This window comes from Streptomyces sp. WAC 01529 (assembly GCF_003945545.1).
GTDB lineage: Bacteria > Actinomycetota > Actinomycetes > Streptomycetales > Streptomycetaceae > Streptomyces > Streptomyces anatolicus.
In genome coordinates, this window is the sequence record NZ_CP029617.1 from 2,932,487 (window position 1) to 2,945,045 (window position 12,559).

At 71.9% G+C, this 12,559-nt stretch carries 12 protein-coding genes and 1 tRNA gene; 8 read left to right on the forward strand and 5 right to left on the reverse strand.

Annotation, left to right across the window (positions count from 1 at the left end; translation table 11 throughout):
- Window positions 1-19 precede the first annotated feature (19 nt).
- From DMA15_RS13115 to DMA15_RS13125, 3 genes are all read left to right on the forward strand, one after another.
- The gene (locus DMA15_RS13115; protein ID WP_125512946.1) at window positions 20-1,255 is read left to right on the forward strand and encodes a helix-turn-helix domain-containing protein; all 1,236 of its coding nucleotides are present in this window, start codon (window positions 20-22) and stop codon (window positions 1,253-1,255) included.
- Between the two features lie 10 nt (window positions 1,256-1,265).
- On the forward strand, window positions 1,266-1,868 hold the full coding sequence (orn, locus tag DMA15_RS13120) for an oligoribonuclease (protein WP_125512947.1): 603 nt from the start codon (window positions 1,266-1,268) through the stop codon (window positions 1,866-1,868).
- 111 nt (window positions 1,869-1,979) lie between these two features.
- Window positions 1,980-2,052, forward strand: a tRNA-His gene (locus tag DMA15_RS13125).
- A gap of 99 nt (window positions 2,053-2,151) precedes the next feature.
- Here the strand turns inward: DMA15_RS13125 and DMA15_RS13130 are convergent.
- On the reverse strand, window positions 2,152-3,207 hold the full coding sequence (locus tag DMA15_RS13130; RefSeq protein ID WP_125512948.1) for a LacI family DNA-binding transcriptional regulator: 1,056 nt from the start codon (window positions 3,205-3,207) through the stop codon (window positions 2,152-2,154).
- 299 nt (window positions 3,208-3,506) lie between these two features.
- On the opposite strand from DMA15_RS13130, the gene DMA15_RS13135 reads away from it, so the two are divergent.
- The 4 genes from DMA15_RS13135 (at window position 3,507) to DMA15_RS13150 (ending at window position 8,190) form a co-directional block, all read left to right on the forward strand.
- The gene (locus DMA15_RS13135; RefSeq protein ID WP_125512949.1) at window positions 3,507-4,817 is read left to right on the forward strand and encodes an extracellular solute-binding protein; all 1,311 of its coding nucleotides are present in this window, start codon (window positions 3,507-3,509) and stop codon (window positions 4,815-4,817) included.
- A 5-nt stretch (window positions 4,818-4,822) separates the two neighbouring features.
- Complete coding sequence (locus DMA15_RS13140; RefSeq protein WP_125512950.1) at window positions 4,823-5,830, forward strand: sugar ABC transporter permease; 1,008 nt, start codon at window positions 4,823-4,825, stop codon at window positions 5,828-5,830.
- Window positions 5,827-6,684, forward strand: a complete 858-nt coding sequence (locus DMA15_RS13145) for a carbohydrate ABC transporter permease (protein ID WP_125512951.1) — start codon at window positions 5,827-5,829, stop codon at window positions 6,682-6,684. Before DMA15_RS13140 ends, DMA15_RS13145 begins: the two co-directional genes overlap by 4 nt.
- A 96-nt stretch (window positions 6,685-6,780) precedes the next feature.
- The gene (locus DMA15_RS13150; protein WP_125512952.1) at window positions 6,781-8,190 is read left to right on the forward strand and encodes a GH1 family beta-glucosidase; all 1,410 of its coding nucleotides are present in this window, start codon (window positions 6,781-6,783) and stop codon (window positions 8,188-8,190) included.
- Window positions 8,191-8,307: 117 nt separating this feature from the next.
- Here DMA15_RS13150 and DMA15_RS13155 read toward each other — a convergent pair whose 3' ends face one another.
- A complete protein-coding gene (locus tag DMA15_RS13155) occupies window positions 8,308-9,681 on the reverse strand; it encodes a HAMP domain-containing sensor histidine kinase (RefSeq protein WP_125512953.1) in 1,374 nt (457 codons plus the stop codon).
- Entirely contained in the window at window positions 9,678-10,382 is a 705-nt protein-coding gene (locus DMA15_RS13160; RefSeq protein ID WP_164551753.1) for a response regulator transcription factor, read from the reverse strand. The genes DMA15_RS13155 and DMA15_RS13160 overlap by 4 nt, the downstream gene beginning before the upstream one ends.
- 121 nt (window positions 10,383-10,503) lie before the next feature.
- Here DMA15_RS13160 and DMA15_RS13165 point away from each other — a divergent pair, with 121 nt between their 5' ends.
- Window positions 10,504-11,061, forward strand: coding sequence for a hypothetical protein (locus DMA15_RS13165; protein WP_125512954.1), 558 nt, complete (start codon window positions 10,504-10,506; stop codon window positions 11,059-11,061).
- 9 nt (window positions 11,062-11,070) lie between these two features.
- Here DMA15_RS13165 and DMA15_RS13170 read toward each other — a convergent pair whose 3' ends face one another.
- Window positions 11,071-11,934 (reverse strand): fused MFS/spermidine synthase, encoded by an 864-nt coding sequence (locus tag DMA15_RS13170; protein ID WP_125512955.1) that lies wholly within the window; start codon window positions 11,932-11,934, stop codon window positions 11,071-11,073.
- 105 nt (window positions 11,935-12,039) lie between these two features.
- Window positions 12,040-12,537: a hypothetical protein gene (locus DMA15_RS13175; RefSeq protein WP_125512956.1), complete on the reverse strand. Its 498-nt coding sequence runs from the start codon at window positions 12,535-12,537 to the stop codon at window positions 12,040-12,042.
- Window positions 12,538-12,559: the final 22 nt, after the last annotated feature.

Consider the following 12,559-nt stretch of genomic DNA (forward strand, 5'->3'; position numbering starts at 1 on the left):
CCGAGGGGGGTTTAGCACCATGAGCCACGACTCCACTGCCGCGCCGGAGACCACGGCCCGGAAGCTTTCCGGCCGCCGCCGCCGGGAGATCGTAGCGGTGCTGCTCTTCAGCGGTGGCCCCATCTTCGAGAGTTCCATACCGCTCTCCGTCTTCGGCATCGACCGGCAGGACGCGGGTGTCCCCCGTTACCGGCTGCTCGTGTGCGCCGGAGAGGACGGCCCGCTGCGGACCACCGGCGGGCTCGAACTCACCGCACCGCACGGCCTGGAGGCCATCGGCCGGGCGGGCACGGTCGTCGTACCGGCCTGGCGGTCGATCACGTCTCCGCCGCCGCCGGAAGCACTCGACGCGCTGCGCCGCGCGCACGAGGAGGGCGCCCGCATCGTCGGGCTCTGCACCGGCGCGTTCGTACTCGCCGCCGCCGGCCTGCTCGACGGCAGGCCCGCGACCACCCACTGGATGTACGCGCCGACGCTCGCGAAGCGCTATCCGTCCGTGCACGTGGACCCGCGCGAGCTGTTCGTCGACGACGGGGACGTCCTGACGAGCGCCGGCACCGCGGCCGGAATCGACCTCTGTCTGCACATCGTGCGCACGGACCACGGCAACGAGGCGGCGGGCGCGCTCGCCCGCAGGCTCGTGGTGCCGCCGCGCCGGGCCGGCGGTCAGGAGCGCTATCTCGACAGGTCTTTACCCGAGGAGATCGGCGCCGACCCGCTCGCCGAGGTCGTCGCCTGGGCGCTGGAACACCTCCACGAGCAGTTCGACGTGGAGACCCTGGCCGCGCGCGCGTACATGAGCAGGCGGACCTTCGACCGCAGGTTCCGCTCGCTCACCGGGAGCGCTCCCCTGCAGTGGCTGATCACCCAGCGGGTGCTCCAGGCGCAACGCCTCCTCGAGACGTCCGACTACTCCGTGGACGAGGTGGCGGGCCGCTGCGGCTTCCGCTCGCCGGTCGCGCTGCGGGGACACTTCCGGCGCCAGCTGGGCTCGTCCCCCGCCGCGTACCGGGCCGCCTACCGCGCGCGCAGGCCCCAGGGCGAGCGCGCGCTGGAGTCCGCCCCGGCCTCCTCGCACTCCATGCCCGCGCTGGTGGAGGCGGGTCCGGTGCCGACCCAGACCCGGCGCACGGCGGCGGCCAGCGCGCTCGGCCCCTCGGCCTCCGTGCCCACCGAGCCGGGCAAGCCGCACTCGGACGCGTACGCGGGGCACGCGGGCCGTCCGCCCCTGCCCGGCCAGAGGAGCGCGCCGTAGGGTAAGACGCATGAACGATCGCATGGTGTGGATCGACTGCGAGATGACCGGGCTCTCGTTGACGGACGACGCACTTATCGAGGTGGCCGCACTGGTCACCGACTCGGAACTGAACGTGCTCGGCGAAGGTGTGGACATCGTGATCCGCCCGCCGGACGCGGCGCTGGAGACCATGCCCGAGGTGGTGCGCACGATGCACACCGCCTCGGGTCTCCTCGACGAACTGGCCGACGGCACCACGCTGGCCGACGCCGAGGAGCAGGTCCTGGCGTACGTACGTGAGCACGTCAAGGAGCCGCGGAAGGCTCCGCTGTGCGGAAACTCGGTCGGCACCGACCGCGGCTTCCTGCTGCGCGACATGGCGACCCTGGAGGAGTACCTCCACTACCGGATCGTCGACGTCTCCTCCATCAAGGAGCTGGCGCGCCGCTGGTACCCACGGGCGTACTTCAACAGCCCGGCCAAGAGCGGCAACCACCGCGCACTCGCCGACATCCGCGAGTCCATCGCCGAGCTGCGCTACTACCGCGAGGCGGTCTTCGTCCCGCAGCCCGGACCGGACTCCGACACCGCCAAGTCGATCGCCGCCAAGCACGTGCTGCCCGCGCGGTAGCCTCCGCGCACCCCTCCTGTACGGGGTCCGGAAAACGTGTGCGCGAGCACCCCTTCGGACCCTGTACACTTTTTCTCGGCCGGTCGGAAGAACGCAGAACGACCGGACATGGTGGGTGTAGCTCAGTTGGTAGAGCACCTGGTTGTGGTCCAGGTGGCCGCGGGTTCAAGTCCCGTCACTCACCCTGAGGAAAGGGCCCCGGTTCGAGAGAACCGGGGCCCTTTCCGTTTTCGCTTCCGCGACGCACGGGAATCGCGCTCGGGAAGAGTCCCGCTCATCGTGCTCAGGAAGAGTCCCGCTCGACCAGTTCCGTCGGGAGCACCAGCTGGCGCCGCTCCAGGCGCCGGGCGGCGGCCGGGCGGCCGTCCGCGATCTCCGCGAGCAGCAGGTCGATCATCGCCCGGCCCATCTCCTCGATCGGCTGGCGCACGCTGGTGAGCGGCGGGTCCATGTGGCGCGCGATCGCCGAGTCGTCGAAGCCGACGAGCGCCACGTCGTCGGGTATCCGGCGCCCGGCCTCCCGCAGCGCCTGCCGGGCGCCCGCCGCCATCACGTCCGAGCCCGCGAAGACCGCGTCCACCCCGGGGCAGGCCGCGAGCAGCTCCCGCATCGCGCGCCGCCCGCCCTCCTCCGTGAAGTCGCCCTGCGCGATCAGCCGCTCGTCCACCGTGCGGCCGGCGCCTTCCAGGGCGGTGCGGTAGCCGTCCAGGCGGCGCTGGGCCCCGTACACGTCGAGGCGGCCGGTGATGGTGGCTATGGACGTGCGGCCGCGGGCCATGAGGTGGTCGACGGCCGAGCACGCCCCGGCGTAGTTGTCGGAGTCGACCGAGGGCAGCGCCTCCTCGGCGGAGCGGCGGCCGCTGATCACCGCGGGGATCTCCAGCTGGGTCAGCAGATCCGGCAGCGGATCGTCGGCGTGGACCGAGACCAGCAGGACGCCGTCGACGCGGTGGGCCGCGAGGTACTGGGCGAGGCGCTGACGCCGCTGGTCGTTGCCGGCGAAGATCAGCAGCAGCTGCATCTCGGTCTCGCTGAGCTGGGCGCCCACCCCGCGCAGCACGTCGGAGAAGTAGGGCTCGGCGAAGAAGCGGGTCTCCGGCTCCGGCACGACCAGGGCGATCGCGTCCGTGCGGTTGGCGGCCAGGGCGCGGGCCGCCGTGTTGGGGACGTATCCCAGCTCGGCGACGGCGGCCTCGACGGCCGTGCGGGTCGCCGCGCTCACCCGGGGCGAGCCGTTGATCACGCGGGAGACCGTCCCCCGGCCCACTCCCGCCCGCGCGGCGACCTCCTCCAGGGTGGGCCGTCCGCCACTGCGGCCGCGCGCTGCGTGAGCTGCCATTGTCCGCCTCCCGTCACTTCCCCCGGCGAGGAATGTAACAGCCGGATCTTCACCGGGCGGAGGAGCGAAAGCACGGGCGGCCCGTAACGGCCCGATAACCGAAGACGTAACTCCCTGTCCGGTCCCTTGACACCCCCGCCCCCAGCCACGAGTCTTCAACTCATCACACGTGGGAGCGCTCCCACAGTACCTGACCCGTACACATCCCGCACGTTCCCCGCCCGAGCCGCAGAGTGAACCAACGGGCCCAGCAGAGCAGTTGGCCGGGGGGTCGGCACGTCAGGCAAGAGGAGGACGTCATGCACACGAGTTCCGGCCGGTCCCGCCGACTGGTGGCCTACACGGCCGTGACCGCCCTGGCCGCGAGTCTGCTGGCCGCTTGTTCCAGCGACGACGAAGGGTCGGCGGGCGGCGACGGCAAGATCACGCTCAATGTGGGCACGTTCGGTGTGCTGGGCCTCAAGCAGGCGGGCCTGTACGAGGAGTACGAGAAGGCCCACCCGAACATCAGGATCAAAGAGAACGTCATCGAGCGGAACGACGCCTATTACCCGAAGCTGCTCACCCAGCTCCAGTCCGGCGCCGGGGTCAACGACGTGGCGGCCGTCGAGGTCAGCAACATCACGGAGGTCGTACAGACCCAGGGCGCCAAGTTCGAGGACCTGGGCAAGGCCGAGGGCGTGCAGAAGTCGGCGTACCTCGACTGGAAGTGGAAGCAGGCCACGACCGAGGACGGCAAGACGATCGGTCTCGGGGTCGACATCGGTCCGACCGCGCTCTGCTACCGCAAGGACCTCTTCGCGAAGGCGGGCCTGCCCACCGACCGCGAAGAGCTGGCCAAGGAGTGGGCCGGCGACTGGGACAAGTACGTCGCGATGGGCGAGAAGTACATGGAGAAGGCGCCGAAGGGCACCAAGTTCGTCGACTCCGCCTCCAGCGTCTACAACGCCGTCTTCGCGGGCGCCACCGAGCGCTACTACGACAAGGACGGCGAGGAGATCTACGAGCAGAGCCAGGGCCGCAAGGACGCCTGGGACGCGGCGATGAAGGTCGCGCGGGGTGACATGTCCGCCAAGCTCAAGCAGTTCGACCCGACGTGGGACCAGGGCTTCGCCAACGGCAAGTTCGCCACGGTGGCCTGCCCCGCCTGGATGGCCGGTTACATCCAGGAGAAGACGGGTCCGGGCGGCAAGGGCAAGTGGGACATGGCCAAGGCGCCCACGGACGGCAACTGGGGCGGGACCTTCCTCGGCGTGCCGAGCGCGGGCAAGCACAAGAAGGAGGCGACCGAGCTGGCCGTCTGGCTGACGCGGCCCGAGCAGCTCGCGAAGGTCTTCGCCAAGCAGGCCAGCTTCCCGTCCACCCCGGCGGTCTACGACAAGCTGAAGCCGTCGCCGGCCACCAAGGCGTACTTCAGCGACGCGCCCATCACCCGGATCTACGCGGGCATCGCCGAGAACACCCCCTCGGCCGTCTACGGCGTCAAGGACGCCCAGATCGGCCAGTCCATCACGGACATCGGTGTGCTCCAGGTGGAGCAGCAGGGCAAGTCTCCCGAGGAGGGCTGGGAAGCGGCCCAGAAGGAGATCAAGGATGTTCTGGGACAGTGACGCCCATGTCCGAGACGACTGAGTACGCCGAGACCGCGCCCCCCGTGAAGGGGGACGCGGCCCCGGCCGCGCCGGAGGGCCGCGCGCCCTCCCCCACGACGTCCTCGTGGCGCAGCCGCCTGTACCGCTGGGACATCAAGGCGTCGCCCTACGTCTTCGTCGCGCCCTTCTTCCTCTTCTTCGGCGCCTTCGGCCTCTTCCCGCTGCTCTACACCGGCTGGGCGTCGCTGCACCGCCTGGAGCTGACCAACCTCGACGACCGCACCTGGCTCGGCCTGGAGAACTACACCAACCTGCTGGGCAGCGACTACTTCTGGAACGCGCTCGGCAACACCTTCACCATCGGTGTCATCTCCACCGTCCCCCAGCTCGCGATCGCGCTCGGAATCGCGCATCTGCTCAACTACAAGCTGCGCGGGTCCACGCTGTGGCGGGTCGCGATGCTCGCTCCGTACGCGACATCGGTGGCGAGCGCCTCACTGGTCTTCACGTTGCTCTTCGCCTGGGACGGCGGCATGGTCAACTGGCTGATCGGGTCGGTCGGCCTCGACCCGGTCAACTGGCGTGAGTCCTCCTGGGGTTCGCAGTTCGCCGTGTCGTCGATCGTCATCTGGCGGTGGACCGGCTACAACGCGCTCATCTACCTGGCGGCGATGCAGGCCGTGCCGCACGACCTGTACGAGTCGGCCGCACTGGACGGCGCCTCGCGCTGGCAGCAGTTCCGGCACGTGACGATTCCGATGCTGCGGCCGACGATCCTGTTCACGGTGGTCGTCTCCACTATCGGCGCGACCCAGCTCTTCGGCGAGCCGCTGCTGTTCGGCGGCACGGCCGGGTCCAAGGGCGGCGCCGACCACCAGTTCCAGACGCTCGGCCTCTATCTGTACGACCAGGGCTGGATCAACGGCCATCTGGGCCGGGCCTCGGCCGTCGCCTGGCTGATGCTCCTGATCCTGCTGCTCATCGCCGCGGTCAATCTGCTGATCGCCCGACGCCTGAGGAAGGACCGATGAAGTCCCGCGCCCGCACCATGGGCCTCAAGGCCGGCCGCACGATGCACGCGGGGCCGCTCACGTACGCCGTCCTCGCGCTGTTCACGGCCATCTCGCTGGCGCCGCTGATCTGGACGGCCGTCGCGGCCTCGCGCACGAGCGGGCGGCTCGCCCAGACGCCGCCGCCCCTGTGGTTCGGCGGGAACCTCTTCAAGAACCTCGAACGGGCGTGGCGGGAGGCGAGCCTCGGCGACGCGATGCTGAACACCACGATCGTGGCGGGCAGCATCACCATCGGCACCGTCCTGTTCTCCACGATCGCCGGATTCGCCTTCGCCAAGCTGAAGTTCAGGTTCAGCGGGGCGCTGCTGATACTGACCATCGGCACGATGATGGTGCCGCCCCAGCTGAGCGTCGTACCGCTGTATCTGTGGGTCGCCGACCTCCAGTGGACCAACCAGCTCCAGGCCGTGATCCTGCCGACGTTCGTGAGCGCCTTCGGGGTCTTCTTCATGCGGCAGTACTTGGTCCAGGCCCTGCCCAGCGAGCTGATCGAGGCGGCGCGGATGGACGGGGCGAGCAGTCTGCGCATCATCTGGCACGTGGTGTTCCCGGCGGCGCGGCCCGCGATGGCCGTGCTCGGGCTGCTGACGTTCGTCATGGCCTGGAACGACTTCCTGTGGCCGATCATCGCCCTGAACCAGTCGAACCCCACCGTGCAGGTGGCGCTCAACTCCCTCGGCACGGGGTACATCCCCGACCGGGCGGTGATCATGGCGGGCGCGCTGCTCGGTACGTTGCCGCTGCTCCTGGCGTTCGTCCTGTTCGGCAAGCAGATCGTGAGCGGGATCATGCAGGGGGCGGTCAAGGGCTGAGCCTCCGGGAGCGGCGTGGCTCCGGGTGCCCCGGCGCTCCCCCTTCTTTCTCCGGTACTTCTTCTCCCCCTTCCTCCTTCTCATGGGAGCGCTTCCATGCTTGAACCGCTTACCTTTCCGGCCGGTTTCCTCTGGGGTGCGGCCACCTCCGCGTACCAGATCGAGGGTGCCGTGCGTGAGGACGGCCGCACCCCGTCGATCTGGGACACCTTCAGTCATACGCCGGGCCGCACGGTCGGCGGCGACACCGGTGATGTCGCCGTCGAGCACTACCACCGCTACCGCGACGACGTGGCGCTCATGGCGCAGCTCGGCCTTGGCGCCTACCGGTTCTCCGTCTCCTGGCCGCGGGTGCAGCCCACCGGCCGCGGCCCCGCCGTCCAGCGCGGCCTGGACTTCTACCGCCGCCTGGTCGACGAACTGCTCACCCGGGGCATCGAGCCCGCCCTCACCCTCTACCACTGGGACCTGCCCCAGGAGCTGGAGGACGCGGGCGGCTGGCCCGCGCGGGAGACCGCGTACCGCTTCGCCGAGTACGCCGGTCTCGTCGCCGAGGCGCTCGGCGACCGCGTGGAGTCCTGGATCACGCTCAACGAACCGTGGTGCAGCGCCTTCCTGGGCTACGGCTCCGGGGTGCACGCCCCCGGCAGGACCGACCCCGCGGCCGCCCTCCGGGCCGCGCACCACCTCAACCTCGCGCACGGCCTCGGCACCCAGGCGCTGCGGGCCGCCCTGCCGGCCCGCGCGCGGGTCGCGGTGAGCCTCAACTCCGCGGTGGTCAGGGCGGTCTCCCAGGCGCCGGGGGACGTGGACGCGCGGCGGCGCATCGACAACCTCGCCAACGGCGTCTTCCACGGCCCGATGCTGCACGGGGCCTACCCGACCGACCTGCTGGCGGACACCGCGCACCTCACCGACTGGTCCTGCGTCCGCGAGGGCGACCTGGCCGCGATCCATCAGCCGCTGGACGCGCTGGGGCTCAACTACTACACGCCCGCGCTGGTGTCGGCGGCCCCCGAGGGCGGAAGTTCGCGCGCCGACGGGCACGGCGCGAGCGATCACTCCCCCTGGCCCGGGGCCGAGGACGTCACCTTCCACCAGACGCCGGGCGAGCGCACGGAGATGGGCTGGACCATCGATCCGACGGGGCTGCACGAGCTGATCATGCGGTACACCCGGGAGGTGCCGGGGCTGCCGCTGTACGTGACGGAGAACGGGGCGGCCTGCGACGACAAGCCCGACGCCGACGGCCGCGTCCATGACCCGGACCGGATCGCCTACCTCCATGGCCATCTGGCCGCGGTCCGCCGTGCCCTCACCGATGGCGCCGATGTGCGCGGGTACTACCTGTGGTCGCTCCTGGACAACTTCGAGTGGGCGTACGGCTACAGCAAGCGGTTCGGGGCGGTGTACGTGGACTACGAGACGCAGGCCCGGACTCCGAAGTCCAGCGCGGAGTGGTATGCGGCGGTCGCCAGGACGGGGTCGCTGGCCGCTGACGAGTGACACCGCGGCCCGGTGGGGGCTGGTCGCGCAGTTCCCCGCGCCCCTGAGGGGCGCTAAGCCAGGCCCCGTAAGGGGCGCGGGGAACTGCGCGAGCAACCACGACGCACCCGCACGGACTTACCCCTGGCCGACGGCACGTCTCCCGCCCCGGTGCCCCCGGCGCCCGGGCGCCCCCCGGCGAGCCCCCCTCTGAATCCAGAGGCGGACCTCCGTGCCGCCGAGGACCGAGCGGCCGACACGGACGTCGCCGCCCGTCGACTCGGCGAGGCGGCGCACGATGTCCAGGCCGAGCCCCGTGGACCCGTCCGCCCCGGACCCCGCGCCCCGCGCCAACGCGGCCTCGGGGTCGGCGATCCCGGGCCCCGCGTCGGAGACGAGGACGATCACCGCGTCCTCGCCGCTGTGCACGTCCACCGAGAAGGCCGTCCCCTCCCCGGTGTGCCGGAAGACGTTACCCAGCAACGCGTCCACCGCGGCGACCAGTTCCGCCCGGGCCACCGGCACCCGCACCGGCCGCTCCACCCCCGCCACGCGCACCTCGCGGCCCTCGTCCTCGGCGAGCGCCGACCAGAACGCCATCCGCTCGCGGATCACCTCGGCCGCGTCACAGCCCGCGCCGGGCCCGGCCGCGGCCGTCCGGGGCTTGGCGTCCCGTGCGGTGCGGATGATCGTGTCGACCTCGCGCTCCAGGCGCTCCACGGCGACGCGGGTCTGCTCGGCCGCGGGCCCGTCCCCGAGCGAGGCCGCGTTCAGCCGCAGCACGGTCAGCGGCGTACGCAGCCGGTGGGAGAGGTCGGCCGCCAGCTCCCGTTCGTTGGCGAGGAGCTGGACGACCTGGTCGGCCATGGAGTTGAACGCGACCGCCGCGAGCCGCAGCTCCGTCGGCCCCTCCTCCGGCACCCGCGCCCCCAGCTTCCCCTCCCCCAGGTCACGCGCCGCGCCCACCAGCCGCTTGGCCGGCTGGACCATGCGTACGCCGAGCCGGTCCGCGACCGCCACCGACCCGATGACGAGCGCGATGCCGACGCCCGCGAGCACCAGCCACGCCGTGGTCACGCCATTGCTGACCTCGGCCTCGGGAACGTAGATCTCCACGACCGCCGTCCCGGAGCTGAGCGCGGTCGGCTGGAGCACCACGAAGCCGCCGGGCACCTCGGCGGTCCTGGCGCGGCCCTCCTCGCGGGTGGCCTCCACGGCCCGCGCACCCGCGCGCGGGTGGCCGACCTCGAAGGCGGGAGCGTCGTCGATGGCCGGTACGTACACGGCCATCCGCCCGTCGCCGCCCGCCTCGGACGTGGCGACGGCCCGGGTCAGCTCCTCGCGGTCGGTGGTGATGGAGAGCGTGGGGCCCATGCCCGCGCCGTGCCGCTCCGCGTTCGAAAGGGCGCGGTCCCTGGCCATCTCCTTGACGACGAGGCCGAGCGGTACCGCGAAGGCCACCACGACCATCACCGTGACGGCCAGGCACACCTTGACGAGGGCCCATCTCACAGCGGTGACTCCACCGGTGGCGGCTCCAGCTTCACGCCGACCCCGCGCAGGGTGTGCAGGTAACGCGGCCGCGCGGCCGTCTCGCCCAGCTTCCGCCGCAGCCACGACAGGTGTACGTCGATGGTCTGGTCGTCCCCGTAACTCTGCTGCCACACCTCGGCGAGCAGCTCCTTGCGGGGCACGACGACGCCGGGCCGCCCGGCGAGGAAGGCGAGCAGGTCGAACTCGCGGCGGGTCAGGTCGAGCCGCGCCCCGTCGAGGTCGGCCTGGCGGCGCAGCGGGTCGATGGAGAGGCCGCCGACCCGCAGGACGTCGCTCGGCGGCGCCTCACCGGCGGTGCCGCGCGCGCGGCGCAGCACGGCGGCCATCCGCGCCGAGAGGTGTTCGACGGAGAACGGCTTGGTGAGGTAGTCGTCGGCGCCGTCGTTGAGGAGCCGTACGATCTCCGCCTCGTCGTCCCGCGCGGTGGCGATGATCACGGGGACGTCCGTGATCCCGCGCAGCATCTTCAGCGCCTCCGACCCGTCGAGGTCGGGCAGGCCGAGATCCAGGATCACCACGTCAAAGCGGAAATGGGCGACCTCCCGCAGCGCCTCCAGGGCCGTGCCGACGCTGCGCACGGTGTGCGACGCCTCGGTCAGGTGCCGGATGAGGGCGGAGCGTACGAACTGGTCGTCCTCGACGACGAGCACACTTGCCATGGGCGGCACCGTACGCCATACGGAGGAACGCGGTCCTCTCTGGATCACCCATCCCCCTGCGAACACCAGAGCGAATACCGCAGGGGACACGTTGGCGCCGCGTGGTGCAGTATGGCCCGCGATGCGCAGAGGACTCGTACACACCATCGCCTGGTCGCTCGCCACGGGCGCGGCGGTCACGCTGTCGTGGTGGGGCGTCCACACGGTGATGGCGGGCACCGCCTACGACCCGCCGCGCGCCCTGCCGCTGGCGGCCGACGACGGCGGCAAGGACCGCGCGGAGCCACTGTCCTCCTCGACGCACCGCTCCGAGTCACCGTCGGCCAAGAAGTCGCCGAAGCCCGAGAAGTCGGCGAAGGCGCCGAAGTCTCCGAAGGCCCCCGAACCGTCCAAGTCCCGCACCCAGGCCCCCGACGCCTCGCCGCCTGCCGGTTCCGGTAACGCGGCCACCGGCAGGGGCACGGTGAAGGGCTACAGCACCAAGGGCGGCCGGGTCGTCTTCGATCTCGGCGAGGACTCCGCGACGCTGGTCTCGGCGACCCCGGCGGCGGGCTGGTCGGTGCAGACGTGGAAGCAGGACAAGTGGATCCGCGTCGAGTTCACGGCGGGCACGGAGAAGCTCTCGGTCTTCTGCACCTGGCACGACACCGCACCCCGGGTCGAGATCAACACCTACTGACGCGCGCGGTCACCGGAAGACCGAGGGCGGCGGCGCCGGTGAGGCGACCGCGCCGGCGTCCGTGACGGCGGCGGCTCCCCCGCTGAAGTCCCGCAGCCCGCGCCCGTGTTCGACCCGGCCCGGGTGCGGGTCGCTCGCGCTGCGCCGGGTCAGCTCGGCGACGGGCAGTACCTGGTCACCGGCGAGCAGCACGGCGTTGCCGAACCGCTTGCCGCGCAGCACGGTGGGGTCGGCGACGAGCGCGAGTTCGGGGAAGAGCGCGGCGGCGGTGGCGAGCTGCCCGCGCAGGTGTGCGAGCGGCGGGCCGTCGGCGAGGTTGGCGGCGTAGTAGCCGCCGGGCGCGAGGACCCTGCGTACGTCGGTGAGGAATTCGGTGCTCGTGAGGTGCGCGGGGGTGCGGGCGCCGCTGAAGACGTCGGCGATGACGAGGTCGGCCCAGCCGTCGGCGATCTTCGCGAGGCCTTCGCGGGCGTCGGTGCCGCGCACCCGCACCCTGGCCTGCGGGTCCAGGGGCAGTTCGCGGCGGACGAGTTGGATGAGCGCGGTGTCGCGCTCGACTATCTGCTGGGTGGAGCGGGGGCGGGTCGCCGCTATGTAGCGGGCGAGGGTGAAGGCGCCGCCGCCCAGGTGCACGGCGCGTATCGGCTTTCCGGCGGGCGCGACGAGGTCGGCGATGTGGCCCAGCCTGCGCTGGTACTCGAAGTCGAGGTACGTGGGGTCGTCGAGGTCCACATGGGACTGCGGGGCGCCGTCGACGAGCAGTGTCCACGCGCGTGGCCTGTCCCGGTCCGGCATCAGCTCGGCGAGCCCGCCGTCCACCTTCTCGACGACGGCCTCGGACGCCGCTTCCCGGGCTCGCCTGTTCCTTGCCATCGGACCATTATCGGCGCACGCGGACGAAGCGGCCCGGCGGCGGTGCGGCGGGCGCGCGGGGGCGGGTGTGCGGGGGCGGGCTTGCGCGGAGGCGGCGGGGACCGCTCAGCGGCAGTTGTCGGCGGCCTCGATGGTGCGCGCGGCCTGGCCGAGCGCGGCCCGCAGGACGGCGGGGTCCGTGACGGGGTCGGTCTCACCGCTCGGCGGCAGCAGCCAGCCGGTGCCCGCGACCGGCGGCTCGGGGATGGCGGGGCCGGGGTCCCGCTCCTGCGCCGACACGCGCAGGCCGCGCCCGAAGGTCTGCGTACAGGCGCTGCCCGGCAGGTCCCAGCCGTCGGCGGTGCCGGGCGGCACCAGGAAGCCGAGGGTGTCGCAGCTCCCGTCGTGCAGGACGGGGCCGATGGTGTCGCCCGCGCCCCGGCGCAGGATGTCGACCGCTTCGAGGCCTTGCCTGGCGGGGACGGTGACCAGGTCGCAGCACTCGTCGTCGCAGGGTGCCGGGACGGGTGGCGCGGTGCTCGCGTCCTGGGTGGGCCGGTGCCGTGCCGTGGTCAGTGAGGCCGGGGGCGCGTCGCCGTTCGTACGGGAGTCGCTGTTCTGCATGCCGATCTCCAACAAGGGGACC

Coding starts and splice junctions, on each gene's coding strand:
- DMA15_RS13115 (WP_125512946.1), top strand. CDS start 20: ATGAGCCACGACTCCACTGCCGCGCCGGAGACCACGGCCCGGAAGCTT.
- orn (WP_125512947.1), top strand. CDS start 1,266: ATGAACGATCGCATGGTGTGGATCGACTGCGAGATGACCGGGCTCTCG.
- DMA15_RS13130 (WP_125512948.1), bottom strand. CDS start 3,207: ATGGCAGCTCACGCAGCGCGCGGCCGCAGTGGCGGACGGCCCACCCTG.
- DMA15_RS13135 (WP_125512949.1), top strand. CDS start 3,507: ATGCACACGAGTTCCGGCCGGTCCCGCCGACTGGTGGCCTACACGGCC.
- DMA15_RS13140 (WP_125512950.1), top strand. CDS start 4,823: ATGTCCGAGACGACTGAGTACGCCGAGACCGCGCCCCCCGTGAAGGGG.
- DMA15_RS13145 (WP_125512951.1), top strand. CDS start 5,827: ATGAAGTCCCGCGCCCGCACCATGGGCCTCAAGGCCGGCCGCACGATG.
- DMA15_RS13150 (WP_125512952.1), top strand. CDS start 6,781: ATGCTTGAACCGCTTACCTTTCCGGCCGGTTTCCTCTGGGGTGCGGCC.
- DMA15_RS13160 (WP_164551753.1), bottom strand. CDS start 10,382: ATGGCAAGTGTGCTCGTCGTCGAGGACGACCAGTTCGTACGCTCCGCC.
- DMA15_RS13165 (WP_125512954.1), top strand. CDS start 10,504: ATGCGCAGAGGACTCGTACACACCATCGCCTGGTCGCTCGCCACGGGC.
- DMA15_RS13170 (WP_125512955.1), bottom strand. CDS start 11,934: ATGGCAAGGAACAGGCGAGCCCGGGAAGCGGCGTCCGAGGCCGTCGTC.
- DMA15_RS13175 (WP_125512956.1), bottom strand. CDS start 12,537: ATGCAGAACAGCGACTCCCGTACGAACGGCGACGCGCCCCCGGCCTCA.